The sequence below is a fragment of the Streptomyces hawaiiensis genome (assembly GCF_004803895.1).
Lineage (GTDB): Bacteria > Actinomycetota > Actinomycetes > Streptomycetales > Streptomycetaceae > Streptomyces > Streptomyces hawaiiensis.
In genome coordinates, this window is the sequence record NZ_CP021978.1 from 1,876,423 (window position 1) to 1,895,886 (window position 19,464).

Consider the following 19,464-nt stretch of genomic DNA (forward strand, 5'->3'; position numbering starts at 1 on the left):
AAGGGAACCCACCGTGACCAGACTCAGCGTCGAGATGCTGGCAGCGGACGCACCCGAGCCGATCACCTCGGCCGGCCACGCTCAGCTGGGCATCGCCGTCCTGGCGGGCATCGCCGTCATCGTCCTGCTCATCACCAAGTTCAAGCTGCACGCCTTCCTGTCGCTGACGATCGGGTCGCTGGCGCTCGGCGCGATCGCCGGGGCGCCGCTGGACAAGGTGCTTCTCAGCTTCAGCACCGGCCTCGGCTCCACGGTCGCCGGCGTCGGTGTGCTGATCGCCCTCGGGGCGATCCTCGGCAAGATGCTCGCCGACTCCGGCGGCGCCGACCAGATCGTCGACACCATCCTCGAGAAGGCCGGCGGGCGGTCGATGCCGTGGGCGATGGTGCTGATCGCGTCCGTGATCGGGCTGCCGCTGTTCTTCGAGGTCGGCATCGTGCTGCTGATCCCCGTGGTGCTGATGGTCGCCAAGCGCGGCAACTACTCGCTGATGCGCATCGGCATCCCGGCGCTCGCGGGCCTGTCCGTGATGCACGGCCTGGTGCCGCCGCACCCCGGTCCGCTGGTCGCGATCGACGCCGTCGGAGCCGACCTCGGCGTGACGCTGGGGCTCGGCGTCCTCGTCGCCATCCCCACGGTGATCATCGCCGGGCCGGTGTTCTCGAAGTACGCGGCCCGCTGGGTCGACGTCCCGGCCCCCGAGAAGATGATCCCGCAGCGCGCCTCCGAGGAGCTCGACAAGCGTCCCGGCTTCGGTGCCACGCTCTTCACCGTGCTGCTGCCGGTGCTCCTCATGCTGGCCAAGGCGCTGGTCGACATCGTCGTGGACGACCCCGAGAACCCGGTGCAGCGGGTCTTCGACGTCATCGGCGCCCCGATGATCGCCCTGCTCGCCTCGGTGCTGGTCGGCATCTTCACACTGCTGCGGCCCGCGGGGTTCTCCAAGGAGCGGATCTCGCCGCTCGTCGAGAAGAGCCTCATGCCGATCGCGGGCATCCTGCTGATCGTCGGCGCGGGTGGCGGCTTCAAGCAGACGCTGATCGACACCGGGGTGGGCCGGATGGTCCTCGACATCTCCGAGGACTGGTCCATCCCCGCGCTGCTGCTGGCCTGGCTGATCGCGGTGGTGATCCGCCTCGCGACCGGTTCGGCGACGGTGGCCACGGTCTCGGCCGCCGGTCTGGTCGCCCCGCTCGCGGCCGACATGTCGACCACGCACGCCGCCCTGCTCGTCCTGGCCATAGGCGCCGGCTCGCTCTTCTTCAGCCATGTCAACGACGCCGGGTTCTGGATGGTGAAGGAGTACTTCGGCCTCAGCGTCGGCCAGAACATCAAGACCTGGTCCGTCATGGAGACGATCATCTCGGTCGTCGCCGGCGCTCTCGTCCTGCTGTTGTCCCTCGTGATCTAGGAGTGCCACGGCGATGACGGCTCACCCTCTCTTCGACATCGGCGGTCGTACGGCGCTGGTCACCGGCTCCAGCCGGGGCATCGGACTCGCCCTCGCGCGCGGTCTGGCGGAGGCCGGCTGCACGGTCGTCCTGAACGGCCGCGACAAGGACCGGCTCGCCGAGGCCGCCGCCGGGCTGCCCGGTGACCGGGTGCACACGGTCGCGTTCGATGTGACCGACGGATCCTCGGTGGCCTCGGGGGTCGCCGAGGTCGAGGAGCGGGTGGGCCCGCTCGACATCCTCGTCAACAACGCGGGCATGCAACTGCGTGCCCCGCTGCTGGAGTTCGGCGAGTCCGACTGGCACCGGATCCTGGACACCAACCTGACCAGTGCCTTCCTGGTCGGCCGTGAGGCGGCGCGCCGGATGACGGAACGCGGCCACGGGAAGATCATCAACATCTGCTCGCTGCAGAGCGAGGTGGTGCGGCCCGGGATCGCGCCGTACGCCGCCACCAAGGGCGCGCTGAAGATGCTCACCAAGGGCATGTGCGCGGACTGGGGCCCGCACGGGGTGCAGGTCAACGGGCTCGGCCCGGGCTACATCGAGACCGGGCTGACCCGGCCGCTGGTTGAGGACGAGGAGTTCAGCGCCTGGGTGCGGCGGCGCACCCCGGCCGGGCGCTGGGGACGGACGCGGGACCTGGTGGGCGGGGTGCTGTTCCTCGCCTCCCCCGCGGCGGACTTCGTCAGCGGGCAGGTTCTGTATGTCGACGGCGGTATGACGAGCGTGCTGTGACCTGCCGGGAGGCTGTGATGCTGGGTTGTGTGATCCACGGTCAGCGCGATCTGCGGGTGGCGGAGTTGCCGGCGCCGGAGCCCGGGCCGGGGCAGGCGCTGGTCGCCGTCCGGTACGGCGGGGTGTGCGGGTCCGATCTGCACTACTGGCGGCACGGCGGGGTCGGTGACTTCCGGCTGCGGGAGCCGATGGTACTCGGGCACGAGGTCGTGGGGACCGTCGTGGAGTACGGTGCCGGCGCGTCGGGACCGGCACCGGGTAGCGCCGTCGCCGTGCATCCGGCCACCCCGTGCGGGGTCTGCCCGGAGTGCGCGGCCGGGCGGCGAAACGTCTGCCGGGATACGCGCTATCTCGGGAGTGCGGCCCGGTTTCCCCATGTTCAGGGGGGTTTCGCGGCTCAGGTGGTCGTGCCGTGTGGGCAGGTGCGGGCGCTGCCGGACGGGCTGGAGCTGCGGCGGGCCGCGCTGGCCGAGCCCTTGTCGGTCGCCCTGCACGCGGTGCGGCGGGCCGGGGAGGTGGCGGGGCGGCATGTGCTGGTGACGGGTGCCGGGCCCATCGGGTGTCTGGTGGTCGCGGCGGCGAAGGCGGCCGGGGCCGGGCACGTCACCGTCACGGATCTGCTGCCCGAGGCGCTCGCGTACGGGCGGATCGCCGGGGCCGGGACGGTCGTGCGGGCCGATGATCCCGACGACCGGGGCCGGCCGGACGAGGTTGATGTGGCCGTCGAGGCGTCCGGGGTGGCGGCGGGGCTCGACACCTGTCTGCGGCTGGTGCGGCGGGGTGGGGTCGTCGTGCAGCTGGGGATGTTGCCCGCGGGGCACAGTCCGTTCGCGGGGAATCTGGTGGTGAGCCGGGAGATCGAGCTGCGGGGGGCGTTCCGCTTCGACCGTGAGTTCGATGACGCGTTGGCGTTGCTGGCCGGGGAGCCGGCGTTCGACGGGCTGATCAGTGCGGTGGTTCCCGTGGGGGAGGCCGAGTCCGCGTTTGCGCTGGCCGCTGATCGGAGTCGGTCCTGCAAGGTGCTGTTGGATTTCGCCCTCGCGCCGTGACGGGTCTCGCGGTTCCCCGCGCCCCTGAGACTTACGGGCGCCACAAGGGGTGCTCTTGGTCTGCCCAGGCTTTGGTGACCTTGCCCGTGCGCATGCCCCTTCTGGACTCCGGGTCCGCCAGGGCCATGCCGATGTGGCCGGCCACGACGATGCCGAGGGTGAGGGCCAGCCAGTCGTGGACGAAGGTCGCGCTGGTGCGCCAGAGGATGGGGGTGAGGTGGGTGAACCACATCATCAGGCCCGTGGCGAGCATGACCAGCGTGGCGCCGGCGATCCAGGCCGCGTAGAGCTTCTGGCCGGCGTTGAACTTGGCCGCGGGGCGGGACGCTTGGCGTCTGTCGCGGTGCAGGACCGCGCGCAGCCAGGTGCGGTCGTGCGGGCCGAAGCGGTTGAGGCGGCCGAGGTCGGCGCGGAAGGCGCGGGAGGCGAGGCCGGCCAGGACGGGGACGGGCAGGGCGAGGCCGGACCACTGGTGCAGGGTGACGACCAGGGCGCGGCGGCCGACGAGTTCGGCGAGCTGCGGGACGTAGAGGCAGGCCGCCGTGAGGACGCAGATGCCCATCAGCGCGGCCGTGGTGCGGTGGGTCCAGCGCTGCAGGGTGGTGAAGCGGCGCACTTGGAGCGTGGCCGGCGGTGTGTCAGCTCGTAGGGTCATCGTCGCGTCCGTTCGAGCGGCCCACCCAGGCGTCGACGTCGTAGCCGCGCTCCTCCCAGTAGCCCGGCCGGACCTCGTCGGTGACGGTGATGCCGGAGAGCCACTTGGCGGACTTGTAGAAGTACATGGGTGCCACGTAGAGGCGGACCGGGCCGCCGTGGGAGTGGCCGAGGTCCTTGTCCTGCATGCGCAGGGCCACCAGGACGTCCGCGCGGCGGGCCTGGTCGAGGGTGAGGCTCTCGGTGTACGTGCCGTCGAAGCAGGTGAAGCGGATGGCCTTGGCCGTGGGGCGCACCCGGGCGGCGTCCAGGAGCCTGGACAGGCGTACGCCCTCGAAGGGGGTGTCGGGGACGCGCCAGCCCGTGACGCACTGGACGTCGCGGACCATGCGGGTCTGGGGCAGGGCCTTGAGGTCGTCGAGGGTGTAGGTGGTGGGGCGGTCGACCAGGCCGTCCAGGGTGAGGCGGTAGCTGTCGGCGTTCTTGCGCGGGACGGACGAGGCGACCGAGTAGTAGCGGAAGCCGCCGCCGTTGGGGAGCAGGCCGGTCAGGCCCGTGGGGTCCTTGTCGGCCGCGCCGCCGAGGAAGCCCTCCAGGCCGCGTTGCAGCGGGGGCGCGGCGACCACGCCGACGGCACCCAGGGCAAGGGTGCCGAGGAAGACGCGGCGGCCGATCGGGGTGCCCCGCTCTTCGGGGTGGTCGTCGTTCACACCCTTGGGTACGTCCTCGTTCACGTACTCATTCGAACACCCGCGGCCCCGGGAGGACAGGGTTCGCGGGTGCTCGTCAGACTTCCGTAACGACTTCTTACGCGGGCCGCCTCAGGAGGAGGCCGCCTTGTCCAGCTGGAACGCCTCGTTGCCGAGGCCGATCCGGGCGTGCTTCTCGGGGGCGCGGGCGCGCAGCACCAGGCCGAGGACCACGCCGGCGAGCGCGGCGAGGCCGATGATGCCGGGCAGCACCCAGCTCAGCGACGAGTCGGGGCCGGCGCCGACCAGCACCTCGAAGTCCTTCACCGTGTAGCCGGCGATCACCAGCAGGGCGATGCCCGCCAGCGCGGACGTGACCAGCCGCCAGGCCTGGGCGCCCGCGGCGCCGCGGCGGACGAAGAAGACGATGACGGACAGGGACGCCGTCGCCATCAGCACGATCACGCCGAGGGCGCCGATGTTGCCGAACCAGGTGAACAGGTGCAGAACGGGCGCGGTCGGGTCGCCGGCCGGCTTGTCGTCGGCGATCGCGAAGGCGACCACGACCACGACGGCCACGACGGTCTGGAGCAGCGAGCCGGTGCCCGGGGCGCCGCTGCTGCCGCTGGTGCGGCCGAAGGCGGCGGGCAGCAGCCCCTCGCGGCCCATGGCGAAGGCGTAGCGGGCGACGACGTTGTGGAAGCTGAGCAGCGCGGCGAACATGCCGGTGACGAACAGGATGTGCAGGACGTCCGTGAAGGTACCGCCGAGGCGGGAGTCAGTGAGGAAGAACAGCAGTCCGGCACTCTGCTTCTGGGACGTGCCGACGATGGCGGAGGGCCCGGTGGCGACGGTGAGGGCCCAGGAGCTCAGCGCGAAGAAGACGGCGACCCCGCCGACGGCGAGGAACATCACGCGCGGTACCAGGACGTGCGGGCGGCTGGTCTCCTCGGCGTACACCGGGGCCTGCTCGAAGCCGAGGAACGCGGCGATGCAGAAGCACAGCGCGGTGCCGACACCGGCGCCGGTGAGGGTGTCGGGGTTGAAGGCGTGCAGCGAGAGACCTTCCTTCCCGGGGTCGGCGATGGCGGCCACGTCGAAGACCACGACCAGGAGCACCTCGATGACCAGCAGCACGCCGAGCACGCGGGCGTTGACGTCGATCTTGAGCCAGCCCAGCAGCCCGACGGCGAGCCCGGCCACGAGCGCCGGTATCCACCAGGCGATGTCCAGGTCGGCGTAGGTGGCGAGGAGTCCGGAGACCTCGAAGCCGAAGATGCCGTAGATGCCGACCTGGAGCGCGTTGTAGGCGACGAGCGCCACCAGGGCGGCGCCCGCGCCGGCGGTGCCGCCGAGGCCCCGGGAGATGTACGCGTAGAAGGCGCCCGCGTTGTGGACGTGGCGGCTCATCTCGGCGTATCCGACGCTGAAGAGGATCAGGACGACGCCGAGGACGACGAAGAGCAGCGGCTGGCCGACGATACCCATCACCGCGAATGTCGTGGGCATGACACCGGCGACGACCATGAGGGGGGCGGTCGCGGCGAGGACGGAGAGCAGCAGTCCCCCGGTGCCGAGCCGGTTGGCGCGCAGAGCGCGCTCCTGCCCCTTGAACGTACTGATGCCGCCGGAGGCGGATGTGCTCGTTCTCGAACTGTCCGTGGTCATCGGGGGAGCGTCCTCACTCTTCGGGTCGGGGGTGTCAGGCCGTGCCGAGCGCGCCGGCGCGGGCGGCGGCGAAAGCGGTGTGCGGGTCGCGGTCCGGGTACGACCAGGGCGCCGGGGTGGCGTGGCGGCCGATCCGGTGGAACAGGGCGGCGGCCTCGGCGCCCCGCCCCTCGCAGAACTTGGCGTGGGCGAGGAAGTTCAGGTCGATCAGCCGCCGCGGGTGCCCTTCCAGCTCCCACTCCAGCCACCAGTCGAATGCGGCCTTCATGACCTGCCGGGCGCGGCGGCCCGTCCAGTGGCCGGAGGCGGCCGGGTCGGCGGGTCCGTGCCCGGCGGCGGCCAGCACGCGGTAGCGCTCGGCGTGCGCGATGACCGGAAGGATCGCGAGCGGGGAGTCGGCGGGGGCCTGCTCGGCGGCCCAGTTGGCGAAGTCGTAGACCTCGTGCAGCGGGTCCGGGCCGGCCTCGGCGCGGCGGCCGGCGAGCCGGGCGACCATCAGATGGTGGGCATGGTGGTGGTCGGCGTACCGGCCGCGGACCGCCTCGAAGCCACGGACCACGTCCTGGTCGCCGCCGACCGCGCACTCCAGCATGAGCAGGCCGAGCCAGGGGGTGGGGTCGGCGGGGGCACGGGCCGCGGCGGCCTGGCAGGCCTCGCGGGCGCGGTCCGGCTTGGCCTTGCCGTGCAGGGCGCGCCGGACCTGGGCGAGGGCGAGCAGCACGGAGGCGTCGGCGGACTCGGGTTCGGCGAGCAGCCACTCCCGGGCCCATGCCGCGCAGGAGGACTCGAGCGCGAGGACGGTGACGCGATGGCCGCGCCGGTCCCAGTCGTCCCCGGTGTGAACCAGGAGGGAACGGGCATTCTGCCAGCGGCCCTGCGCCAGTGCGGCGCGGGCGGCCATGAGGTCGGCGTCGTCGAGAGCCTCGTCGAAGGCCTGAGACGCACGTCTGCGGCCACGGCCGAGGGGAGGCGGGGGTGGGGACACCGCGGGAACTTCCTCACGCGCTCTTCTGGTGTTTCGGCTCACGGCGGCAGAGGGAGCGCGGATGTGCGCTTTGCCATGAACTGATCACGCACAGCCAACCCTCAGCCAATGGTCGTCGTCAAGGGTCGCCGGAGCGTTACACGCGTCAACTGCCGTTAGTTGTGAGGGTTTTGTGATCCAAGGGGCGCGGGGGGCCGGTGGGTTCGTGATCCGATTCTTCCCTTTTGCCCTTTGTGGCGTACGCCATAGCGTGGGCTGCCACCGCCGCCGACGATGGCATGACGTACGGGCGCGCCGGGCGGAGCCGGCCGGTACAGTCGGCCCTTACGCAACCGTGACCCGACCTGACGATCGAGGTACACCGCGTGTCGGTTCTAGTTCTGGCGCTCGCCCTGGGCGCCGCCTGCTGTCTGGGCTTCGGCTTCGTCCTCCAGCAGAACGCGGCTCAGCGGGCCCCGCTGAGCGACTTCCTCTCCTTCCGGCTGCTGATCGACCTCGTGAAGGTGCCGCGCTGGCTCGGCGGCATCGCGCTGATGGTGGTCGGCATGGGACTGGGCGCCGCCGCGCTGGGGCAGGGTGAGCTGTCGCTGGTGGAGCCGCTGCTGGCGACGAACCTGCTCTTCGCGCTCGCACTCTCCCGCAAGCAGACCCGGCAGCCGCTGGGCCGCCAGGGCTGGGCGGGCCTCTTGCTGCTGGCGGGCGGGGTGACCGCGTTCATCGTGGCCGGTCAGCCGGAGGGCGGCGCCGCGACGGCCGATCCGGTGCGGCAGTGGCTGATCATCGGAGTCATGATCGGGCTCGCGCTGGTGCTCACGACGCACGGCAGGCGGTCCCGGCTGAGTTCCGGTCCGGTCCTGCTGGCCCTGGCCGCCGGACTGCTCTACGGCGTGCAGGACGCGCTGACCCGGGTCAGCGGGCAGAAGGCCGCGCAGGGCGGCATCGCCGAGTTGCTCACCGGCTGGGAGCCGTACGCGGTGCTCGCGCTGGGCGTCACGGGGCTGGTCCTCGTGCAGAGCGCGTTCGAGACCGCGTCCCTGCGCAAGTCGCTGCCCGCCCTGACCGCGGCGCAGCCGCTCGCCGGGATCGTCTGCGGCGTCGGCTTCCTCGGCGACCGGCTGCGCACCGACGCGGTGGCCCTGAGCTGGGAGGCCGGTGGTCTGCTCGCGGTGGTCGCCGGGATCGTGCTGCTGGGGCTGCATCCGGCGATGCCGCAGGGGGCGCCGGAGCGGGCACGGGTGGCCGCGCCCGCGGTGAGCCCGGCCTCGCCCTGACGGACCCCGCCCCGCCGGGGGCGCGTGCCCTGCTTGGATGGGGGCATGAGCGCTGCTGACGAGATCCTCGACATCGTCGACGAGAACGACCAGGTCATCGGGCAGTTCCCCCGCGGTGAGGTCTATGCCCGGGGGCTGCGCCATCGCTGCGTGTTCATCCAGGCCCGGGACGCCGAGGGCCGCGTCTTCGTGCACCGGCGCACCCCGACCAAGCTGGTCTTCCCCTCCCTCTACGACATGTTCGTCGGCGGAGTCGTCGGCGCGGGCGAGTCCTACGAGACGGCGGCCCTGCGCGAGGCCGAGGAGGAACTGGGCGTGAGCGGCCTGCCGCAGCCACGGCACCTCTTCACGTTCCTCTACGACGACGGCTCCGGCCGGAGCTGGTGGTCGGCGGTCCACGAGGTCCGCTGCGACCTGCCCGTGCGGCCGCAGGCCGAGGAGGTGGCCTGGCACGACTTCCTGCCCGAGGCCGAGATCGAGCGGCGCCTGGGCGACTGGGAGTGGGTGCCGGACGGGCTGGCGGCGTACGAGCGGCTCAAGGCGTTCCGGTCGGCAGGCTGACGCGGGGCCGGACCGGGCTCCCGGGTAGGGTCGCGCATGTGATCGAGTTGGTACGGAACGTCCGGTTGTGGTTCGCGCCCGCGGAGGTCCGGGAGGACGGCGAGACGCCCGACTACCGGTTCTCGCTGGCCAACGAACGTACCTTCCTGGCCTGGCTGCGCACCGCGCTGGCGCTGATCGGCGGCGGCTTCGCCGTGGACCAGTTCCTGCCGGACCTGCGGTGGGCCTGGCGGGCGGGGCTGGCGCTCGCGCTGCTGGCCGCGGGCGTGCTGTGCTCGCTGCGGGCCGTCAACCACTGGGTCCGCTGCGAGCGGGCCATGCGCCGGGGCGAGGATCTGCCGGTGTCCCGGTTCCCGGCACTGCTGAGCCTCGTCGTCGCGGTCGTGGCCGTCGCCATGGTCGTGGTGGTGCTCGTGGGGTGGGAGGGGTGAGCGCGGCGGCCGCCAGGGGGCGAGCAGTGAGCGCTCCGGCCGCCCGGCGGCACGACCCCGACCGCGACCCCGGCCTCCAGCCCGAGCGGACCCGGCTCGCCCGGCGGCGCACGACACCGCCGGGCACCACCCCCGCCGTGCTCACGGAGTACGAGCAGTGAGCGCCCCGGCCGCCCGGCGGCACGACCCCGACCGCGACCCCGGCCTCCAGCCCGAGCGGACCCGGCTCGCCTGGCGGCGTACGACGCTGTCGGGCACCGTAGTCGCCGTGCTCGCGGTGAAGACCGTGCTGCACGGCGGGGCGTCGGCGGTCGGGATCGTCGCGGGCGCCCTGTGCTGTGTGCTTTGGCTGGGCGTCCTGAGCGTCGCCCACCGGCGTATCCGCACCCTCGCGGCCACCGCGAGCCCTGCCGCGTTCGCGCCCCGGCACGCGGCGCTCGCGGTGCTGTGCACGGTGGCGATGGCGGTGTGCGGGACCGCCCTCGTTCTCTAGGGCACCCCGGTCCCTCACTTCCTCACTCGCCGTCGCTCTCCCAGTCCACCGTCACGACGATCTTGCCCCGGGTGCGGCCCTCCTGGTTCAGCCGGTGCGCGTCCGCCGCCCGCTCCAGGGGGAACGTCTCGTCGACGTGCACGCTCACCACGCCCTGCTCCGCCAGGTCGGCCAGGCGCTGGAGGTCCTGCGCGTCGGGGCGGACGAAGTAGTAACGGCCGCCGTAGTTCACGACCTCGTTGTCGGCGATCGACACCAGACGGCCCTCGGGAGCCAGCAGGTTCGCCGACACCTTCAGCGCGTCGCCGCCGACGGTGTCGAACACCGCGTCCACACCCTCGGGCGCCAGCCCCCGCACCCGCTCGCCCAGGCCCTCGCCGTACACCACCGGTTCGCCGCCGAGGCCGCGCACGAAGTCGTGATTGGTCTCGCTCGCCGTACCGATCACCCGGGCACCCAGGTGGATGCCGAGCTGCACGGCGATCGAGCCGACGCCGCCGGCCGCGGCATGCACGAGGACGGTCTCGCCCCGCTTGACCTGGAGCACCTTGATCAGCACCTGGTAGGCGGTGAGCCCGACCAGCGGCAGCCCGGCCGCCTCCTCGAAGGAGAGGTTGCGCGGTTTGCGGGCGAGGGTGCGCAGGGGTGCGGCCACGTACTCGGCGAAGGTGCCGCGGGAGAGGAAGTCCTCACGCACGTACCCGATGACCTCGTCCCCGACGTCGAACTCCGAGACGGCCACACCGGGCCGTACGACGACGCCCGAGACGTCCCAGCCGGGCACCACGGGGAACACGGGGGCGAGGATGCCGTCGAGGTACCCCTCACGGGCCTTCCAGTCGACGGGGTTCACGGATGCCGCCCGTACCTTCACCAGCACAGCGTCGGGGCCGACCTTCGGGTCGCGCACCTCCCCGAACGCCAGCACCTCGGGACCGCCGTACCGTGAGTAGCTGATGGCCTTCATGGCTCTGACCTTCCGGGGTCGTCGCGGGGCACGCAAGCCGGATGGCCTGAACGAACCGGCCGAAACCTCCCCTGCCGACTCGCGGGAGGAGCCGTCGGCCTATCGTGGCTCCGATCACGTTTCGGTCCCGCTCTGGACGACATACCGACCGGTCGGCATCATGAGTCGGGAACTGTTCACCTGCCCGGAGGAGCGATCCATGAGCCCCGACCATCCGCCCGGACTCGATCTCGACCGGTTGCGCGGCCTGCTCGACCGCGAGCGGCCCGGCCTGGTGAAGGGTCCGCTGTCCGGCCGGCTGATCGAGGGCGGACGGTCGAACCTAACCTACGCCGTCGCCGACGGCACCTCCCGGTGGGTCGTGAGACGGCCCCCGCTCGGCCATGTCCTGGCCACCGCGCACGACATGAAGCGCGAGCACCGGGTGATCAGCGCGCTGTACCCGACCGCCGTGCCGGTTCCGGAGCCGGTGCTGCTGTGCGAGGACGAGGAGGTGCTCGGCTCGCCGTTCTACGTCATGGAGTTCGTCGACGGCACCCCCTACCGCACCGCCGACCAGCTGGCCCCGCTCGGTCCGGAGCGGACCCGGGGCGCGGTGCTGAACCTCGTCGACACGCTGGTGGAGCTGCACGCGGTCGACCCGGGCGAGGTGGGTCTCGCGGACTTCGGCCGGCCCGAGGGCTTCCTGGACCGGCAGCTGCGGCGCTGGGGCAAGCAACTGGACGCCTCCCGCAACCGCGACCTGGACGGCATCGACGAGCTGCACGCCGCCCTCGGGCGCGAGCTGCCCCGCTCCCCCGCCCCGGCCGTGGTGCACGGCGACTACCGGCTCGACAACGTGCTGATCGGCGAGGACGACTCGATCCGGGCGATCCTCGACTGGGAGATGTCGACGCTGGGCGACCCGCTCACCGACCTCGGCCTGCTGGTGATGTACAGCATGCCGCTCGGCATGCCCGACTCCCCCGTCTCGACGACCGCCGAGGCCCCCGGGCATCCGGCACCGTCCGAACTCATCGAGCGGTACGCCGCGCGCTCGGGGCGCGACGTCTCCGCGGTCTCCTGGTACACGGCGTTCGCCTGGTTCAAGCTCGCCGTGATCCTCGAGGGCATCCACTACCGCTACACGCTGGGCCAGACGGTCGGCCGCGGCTTCGACCGCATCGGCGATCTCGTTCCCGTCTTCGTCCGGCACGGACTGACCACGCTCCACGAAGGCCTCCAGGAGGGCTGATCCACATGGACTTCGCTTTCGACGCGCGCACCGAAGAGCTGCGTGCCAAACTCCTCGCCTTCATGGACGAGTACGTGTACCCGGCCGAGGCCGTCGCGGAGGAGCAGCGCGCCCGGCTCGGCTCGCCGTGGCAGACCCCGGCGGTGGTCGAGGAACTCAAGGCCGAGGCCCGCAGGCAGGGCCTGTGGAACCTGTTCCTGCCGGACTCCGAGTACGGGGCCGGGCTCACCAACCTCCAGTACGCGCCGCTCGCCGAGATCATGGGCCGCTCACCGCAGCTGGCTCCGACGGTGACGAACTGCACGGCGCCCGACACCGGGAACATGGAGGTGCTGGCCCAGTTCGGCGACGATCAGCAGCGCAAGCAGTGGCTGGAGCCGCTGCTCGCGGGTGAGATCCGCTCGGCGTTCGCCATGACCGAGCCGGAGGTGGCCTCCTCGGACGCCACCAACATCACCACGCGGATCGAGCGGGACGGCGACGAGTACGTCATCACCGGCCGCAAGTGGTACATCTCCGGGGCGATGAACCCGGACTGCAAGATCTTCATCGTGATGGGCAAGACCGACCCGGACGGGGCGGACATCCGCCGCCAGCAGTCCATGGTGCTGGTCCCCCGCGACACCCCGGGCGTCACGATCCGGCGCGCGATGCGGGTGTTCGGCTACGAGGACCACCACCACGGCGGGCACGCCGAGGTGGTCTTCGACCACGCGCGCGTGCCGGTGCCGAACCTGGTCGGTGAGGAGGGCGGCGGTTTCGCGATCGCCCAGGCGCGGCTCGGGCCGGGGCGCATCCACCACTGCATGCGGCTGATCGGCATGGCGGAGCGGGCGATCGAGCTGATGTGCCGGCGGGCCGTGTCCCGGACCGCGTTCGGCAAGGAGCTGGCGCAGCAGGGTGTGGTCCACAACTGGATCGCGGACGCGCGGGTGACGGTGGAGCAGTTGCGGCTGCTGGTGCTGAAGACGGCGTGGCTGATGGACACGGTGGGCAACCGGGGGGCGCACACCGAGATCCAGTCCATCAAGATCGCTACGCCTCGGGCGGTGGTGGAGATCCTCGACCGGGCGATTCAGTTGCACGGGGCGGGTGGGGTGAGCCAGGACTTCCCGCTGGCGGAGCTGTACGCGGCGGCGCGGACGCTGATGATCGCGGACGGGCCGGACGAGGTGCACCAGCGGTCGCTGGCGCGGCGGGAGTTGAAGCGGTACGTGTGACGCGGCGGGGCGGCGGGAGGGTTTTTCGCCCCCGCCGCCCCTACCCGTCCCATCACCAGGGGCTCCGCCCCTTCGACCCCGCTGGGGGCTGCGCCCCCAGACCCCCCTTCGGCCTGAACGGCCTCGTCCTCAAGCGCCGGACGGGCTGGGTCGGGCCAGCCCAAGTCAATGTTTACGGACGCAGGGCTCGCAGCAGCAGGTCCGCCAGGTGGTCGGCCACCTGCTGGGGGCTCATCGGGCCCTCCGGGCGGTACCACGTCGACAGGTGGTGGACGGACCCGAAGTGGTAGTCCACGACCAGGTCCGCGGGAGTCGCCGTGGAGAAGACGCCCGACTGCTGGCCCTCCTCGACCAGCGCGCGGAAGCGTTCGTGGTAGCGGCGGCGTTCGGCGCGGACCTGCTTGTTCTTCTCGGGGCTGAGGTGGTGCATCGACCGCCAGAAGATCATCGCGTCGTCGAGGTTGTCGATGGTCGTCACCACGACGTCCGCGGCCGCGGCCCGCAGCCGCTTCTCGACCGGCTCGTCGGCGCCCGCGACGGCGTCCAGTCTCTCCTGCTGGATGCGCAGCACGCGCCCGTACACCTCGTGCAGCAGGTCGTCCTTGGAGCCGAAGTAGTGGTACAGCGCTCCCTTGGTGACTCCGGCCGCCTCGACGATCTCCTGCACCGAGGTGCGGTCGTAGCCCTGCTCGGCGAAGAGCCGGGTGGCGGCGGCCAGGAGCCGCTGAGGCACGGGCGTGCCGTCCGAGTCCGTGGTCCTGGGCACTGCCGCCACCTGCCTTTCCGTTCTGCTGTCAGTTGCCTTGCGTACGGGAACGAAGCTCCCGACGGAGGATCTTCCCACTGGCCGTCTTCGGCAAGTCCGGCAGGATCTCCACCTGGCGCGGATATTTGTAGGCGGCCAGTCTCTCCTTGCAGTAGGCGGCGAGTGCATCCGGGTCCGTGTCGGCGTCCGGACGCAGGCTGATGTAGGCCTTGACGGTCTCCCCGCGGTACCCGTCGGGCACCCCCACGACGGCGGCCTCGCGCACCGCCGGGTGCGTGTAGAGGACGTCCTCGACCTCGCGCGGCCACACCTTGAAGCCCGACGCGTTGATCATGTCCTTCTTGCGGTCGACGACGTACAGCCAGCCCCGCTCGTCCATGAAGCCGATGTCGCCGGTGCGCAGTTCGGCACCGGGGAACGTGGCGGCGGTGGCGTCGGGGCGGCGCCAGTAGCCCGGCACGACCTGCGGCCCGGCGACGACGATCTCGCCCTGCTTGCCGAAGGGGACTTCCTCACCGGCGTCGTCGACGATCCGGACGACCGTGTCGGGGCCCGGCAGTCCCACGGCGAGGGTTCCGGACACCGGGTCTACCGGTGCTTCCAGGCCGGGCGGCACCGAGGCGCAGGGGGCGGTGCACTCGGTCAGCCCGTAGCCGTTGCGAATGTACGGCCCGAAACCGGCCCGGAACTTCTCCACCAGCGCGGGCGGCAGCGGGGCGCCGCCGGAGGAGATCACCCGGAAGGAGGAGAAGTGGTCGCGGGTGACGGAGGGGTGGGCGGCCAGCGCCATGAAGGCCGTGGACGGCCCGACGGTGTAGTGCGGGCGGTGCTCGGCGAACGCGTCCAGCACCACGCCGGACTCGAAGCGGTAGGCCAGCACGAGCGTGCCCCCGCTGTTCAGGCAGGCGCCGAACTGGCAGACCATGCCGGTGATGTGGAACAGCGGCGCCAGCGCGAAGTACACCGGCCGCTCGGGCAGCCCCAGCCCGGTCCGCTGCCGCTCGGCGTTGTACATGATGTTGCGGTGCGTGTTGGTGGCGCCCTTGGGCGTGCCGCTCGTGCCCGAGGTGTAGCTGATCAGCGCGATCCCGGAGGGGTCGGGGTCCCGGTCCCCGGGCGGCTTGTGCCCGGCCCGCGCGACGGTCACCAGGTCGTCGGCGTCCGGGGCCTGCGGCAGGCGCTCGAAGGTCAGCACGCGCGCGTCGCCGCGGCTCTGGAAGTCCAGCTCGCATCCGGTGAGCACGATCCGCACCGGCGAGTCCGCCGCCGTCTCGCGCAGATACGACTCCCAGGCCCGGTCCGAGCAGATCAGCGCGGCGACCTCACCGTCCCGCAGGACGTGGGAGACCTCACCCGACTTGTACATCGGGTTGACGGGCACGACGACCGCGCCCGCCTTCCACGCGCCCAGCAGCGCGAGCACGAAGTGCGGGGAGTTCTGCAGCAGCACCGCGACCCGGTCGCCGGGTTCCAGGCCGCGCGCCGCGAGGTGCCCGGCGACGGAGTCGCTGAGCTCGTCGACCTCCCGGTAGGTCAGGCGGCCGTCGAAGTAGGCCAGGAAGTCGCTGCCGGGCGTCTGGGCCACGGCCCGGCGCAGGGCGTGCACGAGGGAGTCGTCGGGGCTGATCGCGCCCCTCTGGGCGTCGCTGAGCAGGTCGAGCCAGGGCTTGGCCGCGTAGCGGGACTCGGTCACCGGGACTCCTCCCACTGCTGCTGGATGCGGTTCATGCCGGACAGCCACCGGTCCGGGTCACCGGCCCGGGCCTGACAGTAGGCGGCGACCTGGGGGTGCGGCAGGATCAGGAACCGGTCCTCCGCCACGCCCTTGAGCAGGGCGTCCGCCACGGCCTCCGGCTCGATCGCGGTCGGCTGGAGCACCAGGTCGCCCGCGCTGCCGGTGGCGGCCAGCATGTCGGTGCGGACGCCCTGCGGGCAGATGGCGTGGACCTTCACGCCCCGGTGCCGGTACGTCAGCGACAGCCACTCGGCGAAGGCGAGCGCCCCGTGCTTGGTGACGGCGTAGGGAGCGGCCCCGATCATGGTGAGCAACCCGGCGGCGGACACGGTGGAGACGAACCGGCCGCTGCCGCGCTCCAGCCAGCCGGGCAGCAGGGCGTGGGCGGCCCGGACATGCGCCATCACGTTCACGTCCCAGGAGGCGGCCCAGGCCATGTCGTCCAACGGTCCGTCGGCGGCCCCGCCCTCGAAGGCGACACCTGCGTTGGCGCAGTACACGTCGACGGTCCCGCCGAGTGCGTCCCGGGCGTCGTCGACGATGGCCGAGGCGTCGCCGGGCAGGGCGATGCCACCGACCTCGTCCGCGACCTGCTTGGCCCGCTCGGCGTCGAGGTCGTTGACCACGACCCGGGCCCCTTCCGCGGCGAACCGCCGGGCGAGCGCGGCGCCGATCCCGCCACCGGCCCCCGTGACAACGACTCCGGCCTCTTGAAAGGCTCCCATCATCGGTCTCCTCAGTCGCGGCTCTGCAGTGGCGCCAGACTAACCGGTCGGTATGTTTCAAGGAAGGGGGTGGCGCAGCACCCTAAGGGGCGCGGGGCTGTACCGATTTGCGGCTCCGCCGCGTGGGCGCAACCAGCCACCACGAAAGCGGCCCGGAACGGATCACGGAGGTCACCCCATGCGCCTTTCCAGACGGACCTTACTCACAGCGACCACTGCGGCAGCCGCGTCGCTCACCCCCACCACAGCCGAAGCCCGGCCTCACCGGCGAACCGGTTTCGAGAACCTCGCCGCGTCCGGTTACGAACCCCTGCGCGGACAGCGCATCGGCATCGTCACCAACCCCACCGGCATCACCCGCGACGTCCGGCACATCGTCGACGTCATGCACGCGGACGCCCGAGTGGATCTCAGGGCCGTCTTCGGCCCTGAACACGGCTTCCGCGGCACCGCCCAGGCCGGCGGCTCCGAAGGCCGCTACGACGACCCGGCGACCGGCCTGCCCGTCTACGACACGTATCTCAAGAGCGGCCGGCCGCTCGCGGACATCTTCACCGCGTCCGGCGTCGACACGGTCGTCTTCGACATCCAGGACGTCGGCGCCCGCTTCTACACGTACATCTGGACGCTGTACGACTGCATGGAGGCCGCCCTGCTCGCCGGCAAGCGGTTCGTGGTCCTGGACCGGCCGAACCCGGTGACGGGTCGGGCGGCCCTCGGCCCGGTCCTGCACAAGGAGTTCGCCACGTTCGTCGGACGGCAGCCCATCGCCCAGGCCCACGGGATGACCGTCGCCGAGCTGGCGCGGCTGTTCAACCAGGAGTTCCTGACCGAGCCGGTGCCGCTGGAGACCGTGACGATGTCGGGCTGGAAGCGCTCGCAGTTCTACGACGCCTGCGGGCTGCCCTGGGTGCCGCCGAGCCCCAACATGCCGACGCCTCAGACGGCACTGGTGTACTCGGGGACGTGCCTGTTCGAGGGCACGAACCTGTCGGAGGGGCGCGGCACGACCCGCCCGTTCGAACTGCTGGGCGCGGAGGGAGTCGACCGGCGCTGGGCAGCCGCGGCGAACGAACTCGCCCTGCCCGGGGTACGGTTCAGGGAGGCGTACTTCTCGCCCGCCTTCTCGAAGTTCCAGGGCAGGACGATCGGCGGTGTACAGCTCCATGTGCACGACCGGGCGGCGTTCGATCCCGTACGGACGGGGATCGCCCTGCTCGTGACCGCCAAGCAGGTCTGGAGCGGTTTCGCCTGGCGCCCGGACCACTGGATCGACAAGCTCACCGGCTCCACGCGCGTACGGACGATGATCGACGCGGGTGCGGACACCGACGAGGTGGTGGCCGGGTGGCAGGAGGATCTCGCGGCGTTCCGCGCGATGCGGCGGACGTACCTCCTCTACCGCTGAGCCGAATGCGCCCGTGACGTATGGCCAAGCTCCTCCGTTGGCAGGACGATGCGCCCACATCGTGGCGTCACCCGGGGAGCAGGGGGCCTGTCATGGCGGATCCGGCGATGAGTGTGACTCCCTACTGGGAGCTGGCCTTCGACGCGGACGGGGACCCGGAGGGCCGCCGGCGCGACCGGCTGCTCGCCGGGGTGACCGAGCGCGGCGTGCGCGATCTGATCGTCTTCGCGCACGGCTGGAACACCGACCGCTCGGGCGCGACCCGCCTCTACGACCGCTTCTTCGCGCCCGTGCCGCGGCTGGCCCCGGCGGCCCGGATCGGGTACGTCGGCGTGCTGTGGCCGGCGATGCGGTTCTCCGACGAGCCGATCCCGGACTTCCCGCGGGCCGTGGCGGCCGAGCCGCCGAGGCGCCCGGTGCTGGACAAGGACACGCGCCACGCCCTGCTGGAGACCTTCCCGGGCCGGGCGATCCTGGTCGACCAGATCGCCCGGCTGCTGGAGCAGCAGCCGCCGGAGGAGGCCGAGCTGGAGGAGTTCGGGCGGCTGGTGCGGACGCTGGTGGAGGTGGTGGCTCCGGGGCCGCAGGCGCTGTTCGCGGCGGACACGGTGGCGGAGGGCGTGCCGCAGAGCGAGCCGGAGATGTTCGCCGGGTCGTCGGCGGCGGCCTGCGAGGACTTCGCGCGGGCGCTGGCGGAACTGGAGGCGCCCGGGGCGCAGCGGGGGTTCAGGATCCCCAACCCCTGGGACGGTGCGCACGAACTGCTGCGGCAGGCGACGTACTACGCGATGAAGCGGCGCGCCGGGACGGTCGGGGAACGGGGGCTGGGCCGGGTCGTCGGACAGCTCGCGAAAGCGGCTCCGGGCGTGCGCGTACACCTGGTCGGGCACAGCTTCGGCGCGCGGCTGGTGTCGTTCGCGCTGCGGGGTCTTCCCGAGGGCGTGCGCACGGTGAAGTCGCTGACGCTGCTCCAAGGGGCGTTCTCGCACTACGCGTTCGCGGCCCGGCTGCCGCACGACGCCCGCGCGGGAGGGGTGCTCCAGGGACAGCACAACCGCGTCGACGGTCCCCTGGTGTGCTGCCACTCCCGGCACGACGCGGCTCTCGGCACGATGTATCCACTGGCCTCGCGGATGGCGGGCGACAGCCGCTCGGCCGGCGGACTGGACATGGGGCGGGCCCTGGGCGCCAAGTGGGGCGCGATGGGCTACGGCGGGGTGCGGGCGGTGCCGGGCACGCGCGCGTACACCCTGGCCGAGGCCCTGGAGGCGAAACTGCCCGCTTCGGGGTGCGTGAACGTCGACGCGGCGGCGGTGGTCAGACGCGGTGGCCCGCCGGCCGGTGCGCACAGCGACATCCTGCACGCGGAACTGGCCCGGCTGGTGCTGGCGGCGGGTCGCGTTCGCTGACCCGCCGCCG

General features: G+C 72.1%; 20 protein-coding genes. 12 read left to right on the plus strand and 8 right to left on the minus strand.

Annotated elements, in window-relative coordinates:
• The first annotated feature begins 13 nt into the window (after positions 1–13).
• From CEB94_RS08680 to CEB94_RS08690, 3 genes are read left to right on the plus strand one after another with little or no spacing between them, the layout of a single operon-like run.
• Positions 14–1,411: a GntP family permease gene (locus CEB94_RS08680; RefSeq protein ID WP_175431609.1), complete on the plus strand. Its 1,398-nt coding sequence runs from the start codon at positions 14–16 to the stop codon at positions 1,409–1,411.
• A gap of 13 nt (positions 1,412–1,424) precedes the next feature.
• Positions 1,425–2,189 (plus strand): SDR family oxidoreductase, encoded by a 765-nt coding sequence (locus tag CEB94_RS08685; protein WP_175431610.1) that lies wholly within the window; start codon positions 1,425–1,427, stop codon positions 2,187–2,189.
• 17 nt (positions 2,190–2,206) lie between these two features.
• Complete coding sequence (locus CEB94_RS08690) at positions 2,207–3,238, plus strand: L-idonate 5-dehydrogenase (protein ID WP_175431611.1); 1,032 nt, start codon at positions 2,207–2,209, stop codon at positions 3,236–3,238.
• 31 nt (positions 3,239–3,269) lie between these two features.
• Here CEB94_RS08690 and CEB94_RS08695 read toward each other — a convergent pair whose 3' ends face one another.
• The 4 genes from CEB94_RS08695 to CEB94_RS08710 all read right to left on the minus strand — a co-directional run bounded on the left by CEB94_RS08695 (position 3,270) and on the right by CEB94_RS08710 (position 7,234).
• Positions 3,270–3,893: a cytochrome b/b6 domain-containing protein gene (locus CEB94_RS08695; RefSeq protein WP_175431612.1), complete on the minus strand. Its 624-nt coding sequence runs from the start codon at positions 3,891–3,893 to the stop codon at positions 3,270–3,272.
• Complete coding sequence (locus tag CEB94_RS08700; protein ID WP_175436941.1) at positions 3,877–4,602, minus strand: molybdopterin-dependent oxidoreductase; 726 nt, start codon at positions 4,600–4,602, stop codon at positions 3,877–3,879. Before CEB94_RS08700 ends, CEB94_RS08695 begins: the two co-directional genes overlap by 17 nt.
• A 111-nt stretch (positions 4,603–4,713) precedes the next feature.
• On the minus strand, positions 4,714–6,249 hold the full coding sequence (locus CEB94_RS08705; protein ID WP_175431613.1) for an APC family permease: 1,536 nt from the start codon (positions 6,247–6,249) through the stop codon (positions 4,714–4,716).
• A 34-nt stretch (positions 6,250–6,283) separates the two neighbouring features.
• On the minus strand, positions 6,284–7,234 hold the full coding sequence (locus CEB94_RS08710) for a hypothetical protein (RefSeq protein WP_175431614.1): 951 nt from the start codon (positions 7,232–7,234) through the stop codon (positions 6,284–6,286).
• Between the two features lie 365 nt (positions 7,235–7,599).
• On the opposite strand from CEB94_RS08710, the gene CEB94_RS08715 reads away from it, so the two are divergent.
• Genes CEB94_RS08715 through CEB94_RS08730 form a run of 5 tightly spaced genes read left to right on the plus strand, consistent with a single transcriptional unit; the run spans position 7,600 to position 9,990 of the window.
• Positions 7,600–8,505 (plus strand): DMT family transporter, encoded by a 906-nt coding sequence (locus CEB94_RS08715; RefSeq protein ID WP_175431615.1) that lies wholly within the window; start codon positions 7,600–7,602, stop codon positions 8,503–8,505.
• Positions 8,506–8,550: 45 nt separating this feature from the next.
• The gene (locus tag CEB94_RS08720; RefSeq protein ID WP_175431616.1) at positions 8,551–9,066 is read left to right on the plus strand and encodes an NUDIX hydrolase; all 516 of its coding nucleotides are present in this window, start codon (positions 8,551–8,553) and stop codon (positions 9,064–9,066) included.
• A 38-nt stretch (positions 9,067–9,104) separates the two neighbouring features.
• Positions 9,105–9,497 carry a YidH family protein gene (locus CEB94_RS08725; RefSeq protein WP_175431617.1) on the plus strand — a complete coding sequence of 131 codons (393 nt, stop codon included), beginning with the start codon at positions 9,105–9,107 and terminating at the stop codon, positions 9,495–9,497.
• Positions 9,498–9,523: 26 nt separating this feature from the next.
• The gene (locus tag CEB94_RS41665; RefSeq protein WP_281292497.1) at positions 9,524–9,658 is read left to right on the plus strand and encodes a hypothetical protein; all 135 of its coding nucleotides are present in this window, start codon (positions 9,524–9,526) and stop codon (positions 9,656–9,658) included.
• Positions 9,655–9,990: a DUF202 domain-containing protein gene (locus tag CEB94_RS08730; protein WP_175431618.1), complete on the plus strand. Its 336-nt coding sequence runs from the start codon at positions 9,655–9,657 to the stop codon at positions 9,988–9,990. The genes CEB94_RS41665 and CEB94_RS08730 overlap by 4 nt, the downstream gene beginning before the upstream one ends.
• A gap of 22 nt (positions 9,991–10,012) precedes the next feature.
• On the opposite strand, the gene CEB94_RS08735 is transcribed toward CEB94_RS08730, so the two are convergent.
• Positions 10,013–10,957, minus strand: a complete 945-nt coding sequence (locus CEB94_RS08735) for an NADP-dependent oxidoreductase (protein ID WP_175431619.1) — start codon at positions 10,955–10,957, stop codon at positions 10,013–10,015.
• 199 nt (positions 10,958–11,156) lie between these two features.
• On the opposite strand from CEB94_RS08735, the gene CEB94_RS08740 reads away from it, so the two are divergent.
• Positions 11,157–12,191 carry a phosphotransferase family protein gene (locus tag CEB94_RS08740; RefSeq protein ID WP_175431620.1) on the plus strand — a complete coding sequence of 345 codons (1,035 nt, stop codon included), beginning with the start codon at positions 11,157–11,159 and terminating at the stop codon, positions 12,189–12,191.
• Positions 12,192–12,196: 5 nt separating this feature from the next.
• Positions 12,197–13,411 (plus strand): acyl-CoA dehydrogenase family protein, encoded by a 1,215-nt coding sequence (locus tag CEB94_RS08745; RefSeq protein WP_175431621.1) that lies wholly within the window; start codon positions 12,197–12,199, stop codon positions 13,409–13,411.
• Positions 13,412–13,583: 172 nt separating this feature from the next.
• Here CEB94_RS08745 and CEB94_RS08750 read toward each other — a convergent pair whose 3' ends face one another.
• From CEB94_RS08750 to CEB94_RS08760, 3 genes are read right to left on the minus strand one after another with little or no spacing between them, the layout of a single operon-like run.
• Positions 13,584–14,177 (minus strand): TetR/AcrR family transcriptional regulator, encoded by a 594-nt coding sequence (locus tag CEB94_RS08750; protein WP_175431622.1) that lies wholly within the window; start codon positions 14,175–14,177, stop codon positions 13,584–13,586.
• A 28-nt stretch (positions 14,178–14,205) separates the two neighbouring features.
• Positions 14,206–15,870 carry a class I adenylate-forming enzyme family protein gene (locus tag CEB94_RS08755; protein ID WP_175431623.1) on the minus strand — a complete coding sequence of 555 codons (1,665 nt, stop codon included), beginning with the start codon at positions 15,868–15,870 and terminating at the stop codon, positions 14,206–14,208.
• Positions 15,867–16,640, minus strand: coding sequence for an SDR family oxidoreductase (locus CEB94_RS08760; protein ID WP_175431624.1), 774 nt, complete (start codon positions 16,638–16,640; stop codon positions 15,867–15,869). Before CEB94_RS08760 ends, CEB94_RS08755 begins: the two co-directional genes overlap by 4 nt.
• A gap of 175 nt (positions 16,641–16,815) precedes the next feature.
• On the opposite strand from CEB94_RS08760, the gene CEB94_RS08765 reads away from it, so the two are divergent.
• Both CEB94_RS08765 and CEB94_RS08770 read left to right on the plus strand, forming a co-directional pair.
• Positions 16,816–18,045, plus strand: a complete 1,230-nt coding sequence (locus CEB94_RS08765; RefSeq protein ID WP_175431625.1) for an exo-beta-N-acetylmuramidase NamZ family protein — start codon at positions 16,816–16,818, stop codon at positions 18,043–18,045.
• 92 nt (positions 18,046–18,137) lie between these two features.
• Positions 18,138–19,454, plus strand: coding sequence for a serine-threonine protein kinase (locus CEB94_RS08770; RefSeq protein WP_175431626.1), 1,317 nt, complete (start codon positions 18,138–18,140; stop codon positions 19,452–19,454).
• Positions 19,455–19,464 lie beyond the last annotated feature (10 nt).

What these genes read in the sequence shown, in the direction of transcription:
- CEB94_RS08685 (WP_175431610.1), top strand. Translation starts at nt 1,425, where the DNA reads ATGACGGCTCACCCTCTCTTCGACATCGGCGGTCGTACGGCGCTGGTC.
- CEB94_RS08690 (WP_175431611.1), top strand. Translation starts at nt 2,207, where the DNA reads ATGCTGGGTTGTGTGATCCACGGTCAGCGCGATCTGCGGGTGGCGGAG.
- CEB94_RS08695 (WP_175431612.1), bottom strand. Translation starts at nt 3,893, where the DNA reads ATGACCCTACGAGCTGACACACCGCCGGCCACGCTCCAAGTGCGCCGC.
- CEB94_RS08705 (WP_175431613.1), bottom strand. Translation starts at nt 6,249, where the DNA reads ATGACCACGGACAGTTCGAGAACGAGCACATCCGCCTCCGGCGGCATC.
- CEB94_RS08720 (WP_175431616.1), top strand. Translation starts at nt 8,551, where the DNA reads ATGAGCGCTGCTGACGAGATCCTCGACATCGTCGACGAGAACGACCAG.
- CEB94_RS08735 (WP_175431619.1), bottom strand. Translation starts at nt 10,957, where the DNA reads ATGAAGGCCATCAGCTACTCACGGTACGGCGGTCCCGAGGTGCTGGCG.
- CEB94_RS08740 (WP_175431620.1), top strand. Translation starts at nt 11,157, where the DNA reads ATGAGCCCCGACCATCCGCCCGGACTCGATCTCGACCGGTTGCGCGGC.
- CEB94_RS08745 (WP_175431621.1), top strand. Translation starts at nt 12,197, where the DNA reads ATGGACTTCGCTTTCGACGCGCGCACCGAAGAGCTGCGTGCCAAACTC.
- CEB94_RS08760 (WP_175431624.1), bottom strand. Translation starts at nt 16,640, where the DNA reads ATGATGGGAGCCTTTCAAGAGGCCGGAGTCGTTGTCACGGGGGCCGGT.
- CEB94_RS08765 (WP_175431625.1), top strand. Translation starts at nt 16,816, where the DNA reads ATGCGCCTTTCCAGACGGACCTTACTCACAGCGACCACTGCGGCAGCC.
- CEB94_RS08770 (WP_175431626.1), top strand. Translation starts at nt 18,138, where the DNA reads ATGGCGGATCCGGCGATGAGTGTGACTCCCTACTGGGAGCTGGCCTTC.